General features: G+C 41.1%; 12 protein-coding genes and 1 pseudogene. 1 reads left to right on the forward strand and 12 read right to left on the reverse strand.

What is annotated here, in order from left to right; all coding sequences use genetic code 11:
- Window positions 1–6 precede the first annotated feature (6 nt).
- The 6 genes from QSJ37_RS04695 to QSJ37_RS04720 form a co-directional block, all read right to left on the reverse strand.
- Window positions 7–723: a DUF6119 family protein gene (locus tag QSJ37_RS04695; RefSeq protein ID WP_285754143.1), complete on the reverse strand. Its 717-nt coding sequence runs from the start codon at window positions 721–723 to the stop codon at window positions 7–9.
- Window positions 724–889: 166 nt separating this feature from the next.
- A complete protein-coding gene (locus QSJ37_RS04700; protein WP_285754144.1) occupies window positions 890–3,844 on the reverse strand; it encodes a type III restriction-modification system endonuclease in 2,955 nt (984 codons plus the stop codon).
- Window positions 3,845–3,847: 3 nt separating this feature from the next.
- Complete coding sequence (locus tag QSJ37_RS04705) at window positions 3,848–5,671, reverse strand: site-specific DNA-methyltransferase (RefSeq protein ID WP_285754145.1); 1,824 nt, start codon at window positions 5,669–5,671, stop codon at window positions 3,848–3,850.
- Between the two features lie 13 nt (window positions 5,672–5,684).
- A complete protein-coding gene (locus QSJ37_RS04710; RefSeq protein WP_285754146.1) occupies window positions 5,685–6,446 on the reverse strand; it encodes a DUF4391 domain-containing protein in 762 nt (253 codons plus the stop codon).
- Window positions 6,447–6,451: 5 nt separating this feature from the next.
- Entirely contained in the window at window positions 6,452–9,697 is a 3,246-nt protein-coding gene (locus QSJ37_RS04715; protein ID WP_285754147.1) for a helicase-related protein, read from the reverse strand.
- A 441-nt stretch (window positions 9,698–10,138) separates the two neighbouring features.
- Complete coding sequence (locus QSJ37_RS04720) at window positions 10,139–10,468, reverse strand: nucleotide pyrophosphohydrolase (protein WP_285754148.1); 330 nt, start codon at window positions 10,466–10,468, stop codon at window positions 10,139–10,141.
- Window positions 10,469–10,633: 165 nt separating this feature from the next.
- On the opposite strand from QSJ37_RS04720, the gene QSJ37_RS04725 reads away from it, so the two are divergent.
- The gene (locus QSJ37_RS04725) at window positions 10,634–11,809 is read left to right on the forward strand and encodes an RNA-guided endonuclease InsQ/TnpB family protein (protein ID WP_285754149.1); all 1,176 of its coding nucleotides are present in this window, start codon (window positions 10,634–10,636) and stop codon (window positions 11,807–11,809) included.
- A 185-nt stretch (window positions 11,810–11,994) separates the two neighbouring features.
- Here QSJ37_RS04725 and QSJ37_RS04730 read toward each other — a convergent pair whose 3' ends face one another.
- From QSJ37_RS04730 to QSJ37_RS04755, 6 genes and pseudogenes are all read right to left on the reverse strand, one after another.
- Complete coding sequence (locus QSJ37_RS04730) at window positions 11,995–14,505, reverse strand: restriction endonuclease-like protein (protein ID WP_285754150.1); 2,511 nt, start codon at window positions 14,503–14,505, stop codon at window positions 11,995–11,997.
- Window positions 14,474–16,153 (reverse strand): annotated as a pseudogene (locus tag QSJ37_RS04735) (MrcB family domain-containing protein). Before QSJ37_RS04735 ends, QSJ37_RS04730 begins: the two are co-directional and overlap by 32 nt.
- A gap of 219 nt (window positions 16,154–16,372) precedes the next feature.
- Complete coding sequence (locus QSJ37_RS04740; RefSeq protein ID WP_285754152.1) at window positions 16,373–17,122, reverse strand: HIRAN domain-containing protein; 750 nt, start codon at window positions 17,120–17,122, stop codon at window positions 16,373–16,375.
- Window positions 17,123–17,419 carry a HipA domain-containing protein gene (locus QSJ37_RS04745; RefSeq protein WP_285754153.1) on the reverse strand — a complete coding sequence of 99 codons (297 nt, stop codon included), beginning with the start codon at window positions 17,417–17,419 and terminating at the stop codon, window positions 17,123–17,125. It abuts the gene before it with no gap.
- 197 nt (window positions 17,420–17,616) lie between these two features.
- Window positions 17,617–17,970, reverse strand: a complete 354-nt coding sequence (locus tag QSJ37_RS04750; RefSeq protein ID WP_285754154.1) for a HipA domain-containing protein — start codon at window positions 17,968–17,970, stop codon at window positions 17,617–17,619.
- Between the two features lie 213 nt (window positions 17,971–18,183).
- Window positions 18,184–19,410: a YeeE/YedE family protein gene (locus tag QSJ37_RS04755; RefSeq protein WP_285754155.1), complete on the reverse strand. Its 1,227-nt coding sequence runs from the start codon at window positions 19,408–19,410 to the stop codon at window positions 18,184–18,186.
- Window positions 19,411–19,413: the final 3 nt, after the last annotated feature.

Raw genomic sequence — 19,413 nt, forward strand, 5'->3', positions numbered from 1 at the left:
GTTACCTCATCTATTTGAATATTTGGTTCTTTTTTTTTCAATAGCCAAAGCTAATTTGCGATCTAGCGCTTTTATAGACTCTTTGTCTTTAATCATTTCAATTCTCGGCAATGTCAGTATCTTTGGCTTCTTTAAAGTCTCTTCAATTAAGGAAATTAGCTGCGCAAGCTGATCTGGTTTTATATTTAGATTAAAACAAACTGAATGCCCAAAGCTTACAGTTCTCCCCCATTTTTTTTCGTCTATTGTCTTAGCTTTAATATAGTGAAACGATTCACCGCTATCATAATCAATCCGGCTAGGACCTCTATATGTTGTGATTGTTTTGCTCTTATTAATACTAAAATATTTAGCGTTTTTAATTGTTAACTTTGTTTCATCTATAATCCGTTCGGCTAGATTTAAACCAAAATCTAAATCACAATAATTTTTTAAATAAAAATGTGATTTTCCCATACTAACGGCATAACAAACATCATTATTATATATTAGTAAGGAAGAAAAATAGGCCAAATTTTTTGGAGTTTCTTCCTTAGGTATAAAGTCGTTATATACCTTTACCCACCAAATTGATATTTCAGGTGGTTCCTTAGAAAAGTAAAAGTCAAAACAGTAGTTATCAATCTTTCTGGAACTCACCTTTTTTAAACCTACACTTTCAAACTTGAAAATCAACTCGTCTAACTTAGAACGAATGATCTTATATATGTTATATTTCGGCAAAATCCTCTTACTCCTTTCGCCTTAAAATTGATACTTTTCTACTACACCAAAAAGCTTCCTACTGTTTATCCTAACTATACTTAACTAAAAATTTTGTCAAATTGTGTCGCAAAACAAAAAAAGACAGAAACCTGAGTGGCTTCTGTCTTAATATAAGCTTATTATATTATAAACTGAGCGCCCGCAGCATAAACGCATCGACGTCATTTTCCGGACCGACAAATTCAATATCCGTGCCGATTGCTTCAAAGTGCTTGCGGGCAAACTCGATTTTTGCCGATTCACCCGGGCGCAATTCTCCTTCCCATTCCTGTCCTTTCGTCTCAAGGACGAAGTACAGCTTTTCTTCCCCATCTTTCTCAATGACAAGCGCCCAGTCAGGGTTGTAGGAGCCAATTGGCGTGTCAATTTTAAACCAGCTTGGCAGTTTGACATATACTTTTACTTTTTCGTCGTTTTCAAAGCGTTTGGCAAAACGCTCTTCCACATCTGAATCATAGACGACATGGTCAAACAACGATTTTTCACTCGGAATTGCGTTGTCATTCAAGTAGGCAAGCAGTTCTTCGTTTTGGAATAGTTCCACCGCATAATACGCATCGTCGCCGATTTTATAATATTTCACCCCGTCTTTTAACAGTTGCTTCATTTCACGCTGGATGATCTTTGTCACTTCTTCGATAAATTTTTGCGGATTGTTTTTGAAATCCTCAAGCCGCTTGCAGCCGGTTAAGATGCGGACAATCGTCTTGCGTGTTAAATTCGTGCGGTTTTGCAGCTCGGTAATGACGTCTGGAAGCGTATGGTGCAAGCTGACGTAATCTTCGACGCTTTCGCTTACCGTTTGCGCCTGTACTCCTGTCACGCGGTCGATTTCAACTTTTCCCTTGCGGCTTAAAATGCGAATTTTCTCAATGCGCGGCATCGTTTGAATGCTTTCAATGCACTTTTGAATCAATTGTTCGCTGTCGAAATCGACGGAATAGACCGTTTTATATTTGATTTTATCCCATAACTGTCTGAATTCTTCCTGATTGAATACAGACATATTTAATTTCACTTTTTGCTTTTTGGTTGCGTCTTTGATCGGCAATGCTTGCAAATGGCGTTTTATTTCTTTGACGATCGCCGGAAGCCATGGCTGAAACTCCGCGCTTAAGCGCAAATCATAGTTTTCTATCGCTTTCTTTAATTCAGAGGTAACCATGCTATGCTTGTCAATATAACCGTTTTGTTTTAATTCTTCATATAATTTTACCGATAAGTCATAGCCCATTTGCACCGGCTCTTCCGTCTTCTCATCGACATAGACGAGTTTAGCAAATATATGTTTTTCGATTTTGCCGAATTTGACTCCTGTTTCTTCTTCTATTTCTTTTTGCAGCGTCGCAACAAACTCTTCGTACGATTCGTTCGCCATGACCGTTAGCGTGTTGATATGATAGTCCTGCACACGCTCCCCGTTTTGGTTGACAGCCAGACGCAATCCGCGTCCGATTTCTTGGCGTCTCGATACGTACGTTCCCGCGGAGTCTTTCAACGTGCAAATTTGAAAGACGTTCGGGTTGTCCCATCCTTCGCGAAGCGCCGAATGGGAGAAAATGAAGCGAAGCGGCTCATTGAGGCTAAGCAGCCGTTCTTTGTCTTTCATAATAAGGTTGTACACATCGGTGTCCGCTTCCGTATTTCCTTTCGTATCTTTCAACCGTCCTTTTTTGTCTTGCGCGAAATACCCGTTGTGCGCTTTTTCCACATCCTTATCAATGCCTGGGTCATCCCAGAGCGGGCGGTATTTCGGTTTTTGGATCAAATCCTTATATTCTTCCTCAAACATCACCGCATATTTTCCTTTAATCGGATTGCCATCTTTATCATAATCACGGTAATGGGCGACTTTGTCGATAAAGAAAAGGCTTAACACTTTAATTCCGCGCGGGCGAAGCTGCAGCTCTTTGTTCAAATGCTCTTCGATCGTTTTGCGGATTTGATACCGCTTTATCGCATCATCGTCAATATCGCCGATCGCATCACCGACCCGCAGACGATAGCCATTTACTTCAATCGCTTCGTTTCCTTCCGTCCAATCAATCTGCTCGACGATATAGCCACGATACAATTCTCGTTCCCCGGAAATATCGTACAAATCGTCTCCGTATTTCACCGTTTTCGTCGTCCGCTTCACCTTTCCGCGCGATTCGACGTCCAGTTCGATCTTCGCTTTTCTTTCCTTTACCTCGATTAGTTTTATGTACGGCACATTAAAAGACGGTTCAGAACGAACAGACATCACTTCGATTTTTTTGACGAGTTTTTGATTATACGCGTCGACTGCATCGAGGCGATACACCATATTATATTTTTCCACATGCGTCGCCGAGTAGCGTAGCGTGCAAAGCGGATTGAGCGAAGCGATCGCTTCTTTTGATTTCGGCGTCGTATCGACGCTTTGCGGCTCGTCAATAATAACAATCGGGTTCGTCTGTTGAATAAATTCGATCGGGCGATAGCCATTCAAACGGTCGTTCGGACGGTGGATAACGTTCGCTTTATCTTCTTTATCAGGGTCTTCAAAGCTTTTTCGGAACGCGTCAATATTAATGATCATGATTTGGATTGTTGTCGCTGTCGCAAAGTTACGGACTTGATCGAGTTTTTGCGAATCGTAAATAAAGTATTCTACTGGCGTATGGTCATACAGTTCATTGAAATGGTCTCTCGTAATTTGCAGCGACTTGTACACCCCTTCGCGAATCGCCACGGACGGAACGACAATGACAAATTTCGTAAATCCGTAATGTTTATGCAATTCGTAAATCGTCCGTAAATAGACATATGTCTTCCCCGTACCTGTCTCCATTTCAACGGTAAAATGCATGCCATCAAGCCGCTCGCTGCGCGGCAGGCCGTTTTTCATTTGAATGTCCTGCACGTTTTTTAAAATTTCTTCCGGCGTAAGGTCTAAACGATTCCCTACGCCTAAATCCGTTTGAATCATCCCCGCGTTTGGTCCATACGAAACGGTGAAGTTGGACTGGCTCATTTCTTGCCCTTTAAAAATTTGCACAACGGAATCAATCGCCCGCTTTTGATAATCCAAGTCCGCGATAAACTTCAGCTTCATCGGTTACACACTCCTAACATCCGTGATTCCGTGCTTTTTCAATGTTTGAATCGCGTTCGTTTTCACGGCGTCGCTAATAAAGCCAGACTCTTTGAAAATGACTTTCGGCGGCATATGCTCGGATTGATATTTCAACATCTCCTGAACGATATCCAAATCGATGTCATCTTCTAAACATACTAACACGGAACCATAGGCAACGTTATAAATCGTTTTGCCGTTATAATCAATTTCTTCAATCGGTGTGGTGAGCGGCAGGCCGATTTTCAGTAAAATCTCATACAACAAATCTTCTTTCGTGCGGTCTTCTTTAATGTTATCCTGCAAATCGAAAAGGGTTTGCTCCAAGTTATCAAAATCAGGCTCCCATGTCTTCACATTCGAAGAATCGAGCTTAAACACTTTAAAGCCAATATCTAAATCCGTTTTTCCCGTTTCCTGAACGATTTTCTCGCCCGCGCGGCGGATGCGTTCTTTACCGATTTCGCAAATATTTTTATATCCCGCTTTATACGCTTCTGACTTTTCATCTGTCTTCTCAGGAAGCTGCACCATAATAAACTTACGATTGCCGCCGTCTTCCGCATTTAATTGCATTACTGCGTGAGCTGTTGTAGCTGAGCCTGAAAAGAAATCGAGTATAATATCTTTTTCTTTACCAGTAAATAACAAGAGAAGATGATTAATCAGTTTGATAGGTTTAGGATAATCAAAAAATTTGTCGTTAAATAAACTCTTAACTTCTTGCGTTGCCGATTGCGTATGTCCCACATCTTTATGAAATAAAATTGTTTCAGGAACTCTTCCTTGTTGAGTTTCTTTTAAAAATCTTTTTAAACGAGGAGTATTATTACCATCCTCACCAAACCAAATACGATTATCAGCTATTAACTCTTGCATTTTCTCTTTTGAAAATCTCCAACTATATCCAGCTGGAGGTAATACCTTTTTGCCTGAAGGAGTTTCAATCTCATATATATCTTTTGGTGTGTAGCGTCCAACAGACAAATCACCTGAAGTCCATGGACCACGAGGATCATTGTCTGGATTTTTATAGCGCTCTAACTGTTCAGGAGTCATTGGTAACAAATTTCGTTGAACTTTTTCAATATTCTTAGCAAACACAAGAATATATTCGTGTCTATAAGAAACCGTTTTAGCGTCATTCCTTGGCGCAAAAGTTTTCTCCCATATAAACGTTGCAAAATGATTTATCTCACCGAAAATTTCATCTAATATAGATTTTAAATTTTTAAATTCATTATCATCAATCGAAACGCAGATTACCCCTTCTTCAGCTAAAAGGTTTCTGGCTAATTTTAAACGTGGATACATCATATTCAGCCAATCTGTATGGAATCTACCATTCGTCTCCGTATTAGCCTTTGCCGTTTGTTGAGTTATTTCTTTATAATTTTTAATGTTATCGTGAAAATCATCTTTATACACAAAATCCTTCCCTGTATTATACGGCGGGTCGATATAGATCATTTTAATCTTTCCGAAATACGATTTTTGCAACAGCTTCAATACTTCGAGGTTGTCGCCTTCAATATAAAGGTTTTCGGTCGTATCCCAATTTTTGCTTGATGCTTTGTCTGGCCGCAACGTGCCGGTGGATGGCGTTTGCGCGAGTTTCATCGCCTGTGTTTTGCCGTGCCATGTGAATTCATATTTTTCATTGCGCGTTTCGATCTCTTCGCCAAGAATCAGTTTTAGTTTTTCAAAATCAATTTTTCCTTCGGTAACCACTTCCGGAAATAGTTGCTTTAACGCCTCGATGTTCGCTTTTACAATATCCATTGATTTTCCATCTAGTTTTTCCATCGTGCTTCCCCTTTCATCGCAATTGTTGTTTCCACTGCTCGATTTGCGTCGTTAATTGCTGAATTTTCATGTTGTACTCTACTTTTCGGTTAAACTGCGTTTCTTTTTTAATTTTGTTTTTCCATTTCGCAATTTCCGCTTCCGCTTGTTCAATTTGCGCAATCAGTTGACGCGATTCTATATCGGTAGCGATGTAAAAAGCACCGATCGCTTTCGCATGCTGAAACGCCTGTACCGCGATATGAATGTCTTGATAAAACCGGAAGAAGTGAGAAAAAGATAACGCTGTTATGTGAACCGCATCAATAAATTGCCGAACCGTTTCATCGTCACTGTCGGATGAAAACCACGGAGTATACGCAAATTCCTCCAAAACAACTTGCGTTTTATCGATTTTGTTTAATCGCTTTAAACACGTACCAACCTGAACGTTTCCTTCTTTTTCAAATACGATGACGACAGGGTTTGGCAACGATCCTTGAATAATCTCTCCAATGACAGGAAGGCAAGCGTCTTTTGTTTCGTTTCTTAATCGAATCGTGATAAACATAACTCCTTCATAATGATAATCTTCATTAATAAATGGCTGGATATTAATCACACTTGGAGTTAATAAATACGTTAGCTCGATCCGATCGACGTATTTCGTAATATAGTCTTTTTCCTTTTTCGTTAAATCAGCGAAATCGTAAAACATTTTTTTATCCAACTTCTTATGTAAAGGGCGGACTTTATCGTCCAGCCCTATTCTAGCATAAAATGTGAATCCAGCCACCGCTCTCACCCTTTAATGATAAGATAAGAGATAATTTCAAAGTCTTGCAAACTCGTATTCGCGTTCGTCACTAAGCTGTCCAAGTTTCCGAGGCTAAATATGTTCAGCGTTATTTGCTGATCGATTTTGCCAACGATATCTTCTACCGCTTTCTCCAGCAGCGCCTTATATTGCCCCATGTCTTTTCCGTTTTTCGTCTCTTGGTAAAACGTTTCGTATAAATCCCACTCCACTTCTTTTTTTCCGTTGCATAGCGAACGGTATAAATCCAAAATTTTCTTTACGTGGACATGGTTATACAACACCGTGCCGTCTTCCCGCACATACACTAAGTAATATGGATGGAGCGCGTTTTGTTCGTTCGATGATGTGACGTGATCGATTTGTTTTAGACAGAAAATAACCCCAGGCTTAATTTCGTCTTTTAGTTTTTCATTTTTGTTCACGGTAATGCTAAAAAGCCCTAGCGGCGCTTTTTCCACCGCTTCTTTATGTTCCTTCATAAAATTTAATAAATCCATGCGGAAGTCGTCTAACGTAAAATCGGTTAAAGAAATATTTCCGGAAATGTCCTCTAAATCAATGACTTCGTTTTGCAGTTTTTCGAGTTGTTTGCGGCGGTATTCCAAATCTTTCATTTCATTGCTGTTGTCGGCAATAACATTTTCTTCCCCGGTGGAAGAAATATCGAGAATCGTCATTCGGTCTTTTACCCTGTTGACGAGATTAATATATTCATCAAGTTCTATCGATGGCCAGAAGTTAACGAGTTGAATTCGTTCATTTTTGCTGCCAATCCGATCGATACGACCAAAACGTTGAATAATACGGACCGGATTCCAATGGATATCATAGTTAACGAGATAATCACAGTCTTGCAAGTTTTGCCCTTCGGAAATACAGTCGGTAGCGATCAGTATGTCAATTTCCTCTTTCATCTCGGGCATTACTTTTGCCCGCTCTTTCGAAATAGGTGAAAAGTTCATTAAGACATTATTGAAGTCGACTTTTTTCATTTTTAATGTAGTTTTTGGATGATCCGAGCCAGTTACTACGGCAGAGTGCAAACCAAAATGGCGATAAATCCACTTGTGCAAGTTTTCATATAAATATTTCGCCGTATCCGCAAACGCAGTAAAAATGAGCAATTTCTTGTTTTGGCCGTTAATCGGATTCTCGATTTTGTTTTGAATGACTTTTTTCAATGCCAATAATTTTTTATCGCGATCTGGCGTTATCCTTCTCGCTTGCGCAAGCAACTTCGCTAAAATCTCGCGGTCATATAATAAATCTTGCTTCCATCGGATTAGATCCATATCTTTGATGAAAATTTTCACTTTCGAGCCGATTAACGCGTCTTCTAAGTCAGGATCTTCCATATCTATATCATTAATATCTCCGATCGTTTCGTTTTTCGGATCATATTGATCTATTTTTTGAATGTGCGAATCGATCTGATGAATAATGTTTTCCAATGTTAAAGAAAAGGAATGAATGCTGCTTTCTAATCGTTTCAACAAGTTGGATTTCATTAAATAGACAAGGTTATTTTCCCGGTCGGTTTGTTTAAAAATTCTTCCGTTTGCTACTTTCGTATCGTACTTTTCGTTATAAATAGCCCTTTTATGAGGCAAAATATATTGCATCGGCGAATATACCGCCAACCGCAACCGCAATATTTCATTATTAATCTTCTCCAGCGGCGGAAATTCGTCTTTAGCGTCAATTGTTTCTTTAATATTGATTGGCTTCAGGCGGGTCGGAAACGAGCCGATCGCGTTCACATTGTAATATTTTTCAATATGGCGGCGCGAACGGGCGATTGTTAATGAGTCAAGCAAGGTGAAATAATCCCAGTTTAGCATATCTAACAACCGCTCAGTAGTCCGCTCTTCTTCAGGAAGATTGCTCCATTTTTTGAACTGCGACTGCGCGCGGCGGATCGTTTGGCTGATGCTTTTGATGTTCGCCGTTTCCGCTAGCGCTTTGTCATTTCCTTCCGTAATGAAAGCTATCTGGTTTTTTAAGTCATCGAGCTTGTTATTGACAGGGGTGGCAGAAAGCATTAACACTTTCGTTTTCACTCCCGCTTTAATAATGTCGTTCATCAAGCGGGAATATCTCGTCACCCGATCGTTGCGCGGATCATTATTGCGAAAGTTGTGTGATTCATCGATGACGACTAGGTCATAATTTCCCCAGTTCACATGCTCCAAATTAATATCGCCGCTATATCCGCGCTCACGCGATAAATCGGTATGGTTGAGCAAGTCATAGGAAAAGCGGTCTTCCGCCAAAATGTTGCGCTTATCGTTTAAACGGTAAATAGCCCAGTTTTCCCTCAATTTTTTTGGTGCCAGCACGAGAACGCGATGATTGCGCAGTTCGTAATATTTAATGACCGCTAACGCCTCAAACGTTTTTCCGAGCCCGACGCTGTCGGCGATAATGCATCCTCCATACGTTTCGATTTTATTGATGGCGCCAATTACCCCATCGCGCTGAAAATCGTAAAGTTTGTTCCAAATGACCGTATTTTCAAATCCCGTTCTTGTTTGTAGCGATTCGTAGTTTTTCGCATCTTGCAAGAAGCCTTTAAATAGATTGTAGAGCGTCACGAAGTAAATGAACTCTGGCGAATTTTCTTTATACATCACTTCTAAGCGCCGCAATATTTCGTCTTTCACATCTTGCAGTGCTTGTTCATCTTGCCAAATGGCGTCAAACTGACGAAGCAGTTGGGTATTTGAATGCTCATCGTCGACAATATGGTTAATATAAATATTGGAAGAGTTGCTGTAGCCTAGACCTGGGCTGGAAAACGGCGCACCGCCGATTAAGCCGATTTGCGTTCCATCGTTGTTTTTGACATGATACAAACCGCCTTGAATGCGCTGATTGGTGACTGATTTAATTTGTGCTTTTCGTTTCAGCCATTTCGCTAATTCTTTGGCTATGTATGCTTGATTTAACTCTACTTTATATTTTCGCTCTTCTTCCACTCCATACAGTGCCGATTCGTTTTTCTCCATTAGTCCTTTTAACGAACGGTCTCCGCGCACAAAAGCAGGCTCTGTAAAAATGAAACGAAATTCATCGAGTTGTGACAGCTCTTTTTTCAGCTCCACAAAAGCGTATAATGTCAAATGTGCCGCGGCAATCGACAGTTTACTTCCTTTGGTTATATATTCTTTTAAGACATCTCCCACTAAACCACTCTGCTTATTGTCAATCATTCCTTTAGATCCCATGCGATCCATGCTCCTTCAATCGTTAATGACATAATGCTATTTTACTAAAACAAGAAGAAAAAATGTTGTCGAATTTTGTCGTAATATAATCAAATCTTCCTAACTCGTCCAATAATTAAAAAACAAGCCGACTCCCGTTCAGTGAACAGGAGTCAACTTTTCTAGGCAAAACGAATTTTACGATGCCCCTTTTAGTTGATTAACCAAAGGCTTTTTATTATTTTTGAATGGTTTAACTATTTTTCTCTATCATGATCTATTTTTATACCTTTGTTTCCTCCTAGGACGTGCTGTAAAACACATAACGAATGCATAACCACCCACCTTGGAAGTCATATACAGTGTGACCAAAAAACAACTCTCCAAGGGGTGGACATGATCATGATTTCCAATCGGAACCGCGAACATGCATCTAACAAATCACCAATACTTATTTCAATTTTATAATTCAGTATATTTCTTTTTTGACCCAAACGATTTCTCAATTGGATACTTTTGTTCATTTTTCTTTATTTTATCGATAACAGCTTTTTCTAGGTCAATTCCTAATTCATGTGAAAGCAGGAGTGCATAAATGACTACATCGGCAATTTCGTCTTTTATATTTTCCAAGTTTGTTTTTACAGCTTCTTCGCTGCTTTTCCATTGGAAATTTTCCAGCAACTCTCCTGCTTCTAGAGATAATGAAATCGCTAAGTCTTTTGGAGTATGGAACTGTTTCCAATTGCGCGCATCGCGAAATTCAATGATTTTTTGTTGTAAATGTTTCATAATCATTACCTCCGTTAGTGCTATTTTTCTTTAACATTTTTCCCGAGAAGTCTCCCTTCCTCTAAACGGAGTGAAGGAGGGAGATGAATCGGGAGTTTTTTGATTCCCAAAAACGAACATATGTGCTATAATCAAACTATCAAACAAAGAAAGAAGGGAATGCTCATGCTTCGTGGCCAAAAAGTGTTCTTCCGGGCATCGAAAGCGGATTTGGATCGCTTGTACGCTTGTAATAGGGAATCCGCCCGTGTTTGGAATGAATGCCTCCGCTTAGCCAAAGAACACTTCCTCCAGCATGGGTGCTGGATCACCAAAAGCGAGTTGCAAAAGCAAACGAAAAGAAAGTTCCATCTTCACAGCCAATCGATTCAAGCAGTTTGCCACAAATACCTCTTCGCAAGACAATCTGCTCAACACGCGATCCAACAAGGACATGTTGCCCGCTACCCCTACAAGAAAAAGAAATACTTCCCAACGAAATGGGTGAAAGACGGTTTCAAGGTTTACGAAAACGGAAAAATCGAACTGTCGATGGGCATTCATCACGGAAAACGGGAAAAGCCAATTGTCGTGTATGCGTCGCATCTGCCAAAAGGAACGATCAAAGAAATTGAATGCTGCTTTGATCATGGTCTTTATTTGGCCGTGACGTATGAAGATGGGCAAAAGGCAACAGCGTACAAACCGGGTTCCTCCGTCGGAGTCGATCTTGGAGAAGTACACACCATAGGTGCTTTTTGCGAAAATGGGCAAGCCCTCCTCATCACGGGAAGAAAAATCCGCTCCCTTCACCGATTGCGGAATAAAAAACTGACAGAGATCCAGCGACGTCAATCGAAATGTCAAAAAGGATCCCGCCGATGGAAAAAGTATGAGCGGGCGAAACAATACGTGTTGTCGAAATCCGAAAGACAGCTGCGGGATGCGCTCCATAAAACGACCAAACAGTTTGTCGACTGGTGTTTGAAGCAATCTGCCTCCGATGTGTATATCGGAAACGTCGAAGGAGTGCAGCGCAACACGAGAAAGAAAAAGCGGGCAAGCCGCAAACAAGCGCAAAAGCTCTCGAATTGGTCATTCGGGAAAGTGAAACGGTATCTCACTTATAAGCTGGCTCCACATGGCATTCGCTTGCATGAAATCGAGGAGTCGTATACGAGTCAGATATGTCCTGTCTGCCAAAAGAGAAAAAAAGCATCTTCCCGCCTGTTTGTGTGCCGGTGTGGGTATGAGGAGCATCGTGACGTTCACGGTGCAAGAAATATCTTAAGCAAGGCGCTGCATGGCGCCTTCAAACACTGGAACGTACAAACGAAGCTGACGTATCTACGGATTGCGTAAGCAAGAAGTAGTAGAAGGGTTGGACCGCCCCATCGGTGTGATGCCGATGTTGCTTACTGGACCCATCAGGGAGGCTTCCGATGAATTCATCGAGTGGAAGGAGACCACCTTCTTCCGCGCAGAAGCTTCTTTGGTGGAGATGGTAAGAAACTCCCACCTCTTCATGGAATGAAGGTGGGAGAGGTTCATATGTTATCGCTATCCATCAATCTCACCATCTCCTTAAACACCATCGATGGCTGTTTAAGCAAAGCCTCTACCGGAAGTGTTTTGCGTTCGGTTCCTCGTGTGATGGCTAGCTGCTCTCCTTCGAGTTTTATGACAATATCTTTGATTCGATACGCTGTAATTTTAGACGCTTTATCTAAGTATCGGTCATCTAGGTCAAAGCGAATGCGGTCGGACAGTCTCCGCAGCATTCTCCATAAAGTGATTTCTTCTTTTGATTTCATGAACAATTCAGGAAGTTCTTTCGCTTCTTTTAATGTGTTTAAAGTCGACATCGTATAGACCGATATTCCATAGCCGACCGGTCGGATAATGTCCTTTAAAAAATGCCAGCTTTCGATCTCGAATCTCACGTACTCCTCTGAACTGTTTTTTGGCATTTCGTTGATTTCGTATCGTTTTACAAACTTTACATCAGTGATCTTTCCAAAGCAAGTAACTCCATTGACCGGTGCCGCTCCTTGTTTTGGATAAAGAGCGATGTATTTCGCTTCCTGCCATCCTTTTTTCAGCCGTTTGACCGGAATATGATAAAACCGGTGCTTCAGATAGGCGTGATAGTTTTGCGCGCTTGGGACCATCCCAACAAGCACTTTTTCATCGAAAGAAGACCGCCATTCCTCCATAATTCCTTGCGGCAAAATTCCTTCTTTTTGCAGTTCCTCCGGGCTTTTTTCGATCAGCCGCTCGATCAATTGTTCGACTAACCGGGTCGCGTTTGGCAAAAACGGCAGCCCGCCGATATTGACTTCATTAATGCTTTTGTACAGCTTGTGCTCTTGATAGCTATCCTCATCGTACCAAGGAAATAACACATAAGCGCCAAAGGCGGTTCTTTCATAAGGGCCGTTGTGGCGGACAACAAGCGAATCGCGGTAACGATGCATCGTATTGATGTCATCTTCCATCGGGCCAGGAATGTGATAGCGTTTTTGATAGCTGCTTCCTTCCACCGCGAAATCAATCCGATATTTCGCGTCGAAAATGTAATTAAACGTATAATCTTTCCCTTTCTTTTCAATCGACAGCATCGTATCCGGAATTTGCGGAATGGTTGGCAGCCTTCCTTCGTATTTTTGATACGTCAAAATAATTTTTTCGCCCGTGTACGGATGTTCGTATACCCGCTTGGCGGAGCGGTTTTTTTCCAAGTTAACGAATAATCCCGTTCGATTCACTTGAATAATGTCCTGGCTGATCAATTTATATTTTTTGCCTAACAGTTGTCCCAGCTTTAGAAACGTCCAATACTCGTACAATGTCGCGACGTCTTTGACGGACATGTGATACAGCTTCCCCTGCAGCGCAAGCCCCCGCGTTACGATTAAAAATATTTGATACGCATCACGATATCCCGGCGCCATTTGCAAGACAAGGCTCATGATCGAACGGTCGAGTTTCCCGATCGTCCGCCAAAACGCATTGTTTGTTTTCGCTTCGAGCACGCGTTTCATATCCATGATTTTCGCTAGCAAGTCCGGATCCGCTTCTACTTCGTATCGTTTGTTTTTCGATTGCACTTTTTCCCATAAATCGTGCAATTTATCGATTAAACGTGTCATCATCCATTTTACAAACCGGTTTTCTAGCGTATCATACGTCAATTCTTTTTTCGCTTTTAAGCCGGATACCGGCATCAGTGAACGGTGTTGAATCCTTATTTCGTTATGGACTTCACAAAATAATTGCGGTCTTTTCCGTAAATAGTTTCTTCCTTTTTGGTCCAAGCGGCCAAGCTGATCTCCCCTCGCTTTTACATGGGTCGTCACAAGCTGATGGTGCGGCTGCCGCTCGATTTGCCGAATGGCTTGGAGGAAGTCGTAAAAATGCGCCTCCATCAGCCGGAAAAATTCGCTTCGGGAAGGAGTGCCGTCTAGTTTTGCTTTCGCCCGCTGATACGTTTTCTTAATAAAATGAAAGGCGAGATTATAAATTTCATCGCTTACTTCTTGGAGAAGCTTTTGATAGTCTTCTTTATAATTTAATTTTGTCGGAAAGATTTCGATCGTCACTTCTAACAGGACTTTATCCCCATTTCGGATTTCAAATGTCGATAATCCCACTTCATTTTGAAAATAGAGGTTTCCCATTAGTACGTATTGACTGCCGATGTTGACTCGGTCGACCGCTCTTCTTAACGATGGATATTCATGATAAAACGTTAATTCAACATCGTTTTTCGGAGAAACGATGATTTGATAAATGCCATTTTCAAAAAAGATTGGCCGGTGGCCCGCAGACCATTCTACAAGTCTTTGTTGATCAATATCAAATATTTTTACTTCGAAAATGTCTTCTCCTTTGACAAAAAACTCCATCGATTCGTGAAAGTCGAGTTTGCGGTATTGCTGGAGTCCTTTGTATTGCTCGTGATATGGCTTTCCTTTGATTACGAGTGTTAAATGTTTCGTTTCAATATGGACCAGCTCTACATCCTCACGAGCCAATCCAGAAGGAGGTAAAGCCATCGTCCGCTAACCTCCTTAACATGTGTAAAATTTTATCCGCGCTTTTCGGATATTTAGCGTATGTAAAATCAAGCAAGGCATCGTATTCCCCATTTAATTCAATGCCAGTGCAGAACGTAAATAGTTGCTCCAGGGCGCGTTGCACTCTCGCATCACTTCCAGAGACGCGCGGTAAAATTTTTTGCAAGAGGCAATGATCAAACGCGTTTTCAAATTCCATCAGCTTTCCTTCTTCGTTGCAAGCGAGATAAAAGCAAATTTCATCGCGGACGCGATAACCGATGTGCGCTCCTAAAGGCTGTAAATAGGTATTGACTTTCACCAGCTCGCTCGTTGCTCTTTCAACAACATGTGGATACCGTTGATACACGTCTTTTAAATGCAAATATTTAGCGGCAAATGCTTCTTGACTCAGCTTCATCGGTTCCACTTGCTTTAACTCTTTTAAAAAATCAAGATGGTCAAGCTGAACACGGTTGAATTCAATCGTATTGGCGCGATCCAATACTTTTTTGCTGAAAGGATGCGTCGTTTCATCCATATTGACCGTACCAATAATATACACATTGGCAGGAAGATAAATATCCCGCCCTGCTATTTCTTTCGGAAGCAGTTTAGAAGAAACGATTTTCCCGTTTTCCCAACGCCGGCTTTCCATCACGCTAAGGACGTCGCTGAAATAATGCTCCACCCTCGCCAGGTTCATTTCATCAAGCAAGACGAAATACGGCTCTTCTTGATTTTGTTCCGCTTCTAACACCACTTTCGTCAGCGGCCCCGCCTTAAATTCTCCTTTAATATCTACATATCCAAGCAAATCCGATCCGTCGTTCCAATCAGGGCGGACAGGAATTAACGTAAACCGTCCGTTTTCTTCCGTCGCGCCAACGCTCTCGGCAAGCCATTGAACGATTTTTGTTTTCCCGGTTCCGGAAATCCCCGATAAAATGACAAACGGTTTCGTTTTTAAAGACAAAAAGAGATTCATCACTTCTTCTTTCGTATAATAAAAACCTTTACTAGATATGTAAGAATGAACATGATTAACAATCGTTTCATACGAATGCGATTCAGATACTGGTTTCATGCCCATTTTAGTCTCCACATATTTTTCGTAGTATTCGATCATTCGCCGCAAATCATGCCGCAATTGCTCGTCCGAAGGCATATCGTCGATCGAATAGGCGATATAGGCGGCGACAGAGGCTTTATACTCTTTTGCCTTTTTGCTTTCCCCAAGATCGATTTCATCATCTTTTTTCACATTGCCGCTCATCGGAATCGTTTGCCGGATTTCTTGATTAATGCGTATCATTTCTTCTTTTGGCGTTTCGGTAACGCCTTGGGCGAACGTCAGATACAATTTGCTCATATCGTCGCTAAATAGATAAACAATATAATATCCGCGTTGCGTGGAAGTAGTGACTTCTTTATTCATAATGGCGACCCAAGGGACATCCGTCCATACCCCTTGGCCAACCGATCCTTTAATCACGTAGCAATCTTTCGTGATAAAAGGCAACTTTTCGATTGCTTACGGAATCGCTTTCATCACTAATTGGAACACTGGCTGCTCTTTGGAAAACTTTTCCCGTTTTTCTTGCAAGTACGCTTTCATCACTTGTAAAAAAAGATCGCGCAGCGACATTTGGAATGCTCTTTTGCAAACCGTTTTACTGATGTACTAAAATTCTAACATTTACCTTATATTTTACAAAAACAATAATAGACCTTCCAATATTGAATATAATAAGAAACTGGCTTCCCCATCGCTAATGTGCGATGAAGAGAAGCCAGTTTTTTCTTCGCCAAACAGTATAATCAAAACGATCCTGAACTTTGAATCCACAAATGAACAGTTCTCCCATTATACTATTTCTAACTGCAAATCATGGAGCACATCTAAGTGAGCATCTTTTAATGAAGGGGTGATCGTCCCCCATACATTAATATTCACTTTTAAATGTGGATGCGCTTCCATATGAACAGCGTGAATCGTTGCTTGATAGTGATGGCGATTTTCAATAGTGTGGAACATAAAGTCGCTATAAAAGGCCGGAATATAGCCTAACTTATGTCCCTGTTTGGTGAGCACCATTACCGCTTTTGAATCTTGTTTATTCTCGGGCTCTAGCCGAAATCGCACTTCTTCCCCGACTTGCAACTGGTTTATGACTTTCTCCCCTTCATAATATCTCCAGCCAGCAATATAAAACTGAAAATCAAAGTGATCCCCATCCACATAAATCGGCGCAACAAACTCATAGGGATCGGTTGCCAATCTTCCGCCAGTTGCCCGCAATAAATCCATTTCTGTATAATCCATTGACAACCCATGAGCGCGCAAAATTTCTGGAAAATCCGGACGACGACGATCAGGCAAACGACGTGCAAACGGACCAAACAGCTTGTCAGATACATATACCTTATTTAAATCACGAAATGCTAAATGGAGTTGATATCCATTTTCCAATGCTTCCCTTACACCACGTCTTTGTCTCGTTTTTTCATAATAAAATACATATTGACCTTCGTGATGAACTAAATTTCCGACATGATATCGCTGACGAGTTCGTTCATTTTGCCAAATGAGCCAAAGCACAAAAGGGCGAGTCATTCATCTCACCTCCATATACCATTGAATTAGCCACTCTTTTCGATACTGTAATAATTTTAATACCCATTCTTTTTGAACTATACACATTGCTTCGTCTGGAATTTGGTTTAAAACGTCTAATATTTTCTCCTTATTTATTTCATTTATTCGCTCTAATATTTCTTTTACCTCCTGAGGATATAACTCATAAATATAGCCTAATAATTGTCTGTATTTAGGCTTCTTTGTATTTGGCAACCCAATTAAAGAAAAACTCCTATTTGTAAAAGCTTCAAACATCCTTTGATCTTGAAACATTTTTAGAATACGTTCCTTCTGCAACTGATATCCTAAGGATGCTCCATTATCATATATAGGCGCAAGATCATAATTGCGGAATGAAGAAACGATAACTCCCCAATTGTCACAGTGTCGATCTTGATTCGCAATAAAAGCATCGAATACAGGAATTGGAATGAACTCTCGATTGAGGTTAAATTCCGATAGTACTTTTATTATATTATCAAAGTTATAATATACTTTAAGCTATATCTATCAAAATCTTCTGCAATGGTAAAAAATAAATCGCCACCCTCATAAAATTCCTCATCTTCCTGAATAAAGTTTTCAGATAAAATTCCTAATATTCCATTATATATGGCTAATTCAGCTTTCATCATGTTTAAACCCAATTTTTGTCCAACCTTCGATGCGACTACTTCTGCCCAAGCTTCTCCTGTGTTTTCTTTAGGAATCTTAAATAAATATCGACGGTTATCTTCTGGATGAATTAGCCAAAATTTTTGTCTAGTACCAGATGCTTGCCTTTTCTCATCCTTCTCCCATTGACTAACATCGAATAGTCTCATAGTAATCCTCTTTCTTCACATCGTCATTTTCGTCTTAACCAGTAGGAGAAAGTTGTAGGTTTTATCATTATTTTTTAAATTTTAGCACACATGTTCTGATTATGCTATACAAACAATTAATTTTCTTCATTCATCTAGGAAACAGATCGAAAACCGCAAAAGCTGATTTAAAAAAGAGAAAGCGCCCTCGCGCTTTCTCTTTTCCGTCCTTTTTCAGTTTTTATACGCACAATACGGACGCAGTTTGACGCCGATGATGCTGCCGAGAAAGGCGAAGACAAACCAAATCCAGCCGTGGACGCTGAAAGAGGCGATGCCGCTGAAGTAAGCGCCGATGTTGCAGCCGAACGCAAGACGAGTGCCGTAACCCATCATCAATCCGCCGATAAGGGCGCCGATAGTCATGCGCGATGGGCGCTTCCATTGAATCGGTTTTGCGTATCGTCCCGCAAAGGCCGCGGCTAATAGCGCGCCGAACATCAAGCTAATATCCATTACTGTTGTTGTGTCTTGATATAACGGGCTTTTTAGCGCCTTTAATTTCGCTGGATCCTGCCAATATGCCCACTCGGTTGGATCGACGCCAAACAATTGCACGAATTTCGCTCCCCAAAGAGCGAACGCGGAGGTAATGCCCCACGGTTTGCCGTTGATCATTAATACAAGAGCATTCATAACGGCGAGTAAAAGCGCGCCGACAAGAAGCGACCATGGTCCTTTATAAATTGCTTTCCAGCCGTTTTTGTTTTCGGTTTTCGCTGAAATCAGCTTTCCGTGACGGCGTTTTTCGATAACGGTCACGACGTAATAAACGAACGCCAATAGCACAAGTTGAAGGAGAAAGCCTCCGACAGCGCCAAGTTGATGAATGAGTGAAATTGGCGCAAAATGCGGTGTATTCATCCAAAAATCAAAATGAGTCGTCGCAATAACAGAACCGGCAATAAATCCGATTAATGTGACGATTCCGTTTACGTCCCCTCCGCCAATATGGTAAAGCGTCCCTGAAGCACATCCGTCGCCAAGCTGCATGCCGATTCCGAAAATAAACGCGCCGACAATGACAGAAATGCCGACATCATGAACGTTTCCCGCAACCGGATGACCAAATATCGACCCTTTCAACAATAGCGGCATGAAGAAAATGCTTGCTACTAACATCATAATCATTTGTGCGCGAATGCCTTCACCTTCACGATACAAAATGAATTTGCGCCAAGCGGTCGTAAAGCCAAAACGAGCTTGATATAACACGAAACCTCCAAAAGCTCCTAACACATATAAAAGCGCTTGTTGCCAAGAAACGCGGCTATATAAAAACAAAGCACCACCGATTAATGCGACTAACGCTACGGCGATAATAAACGAAGTCGGATTTTTCGGGGCATTCGCTTCTTGTTTTACTTGTATATTCGTTTGTTTTTTCACAACAATATCCAACTT

The sequence above is a fragment of the Parageobacillus sp. G301 genome (genome assembly GCF_030268025.1).
Lineage (GTDB): Bacteria > Bacillota > Bacilli > Bacillales > Anoxybacillaceae > Parageobacillus_B > Parageobacillus_B toebii.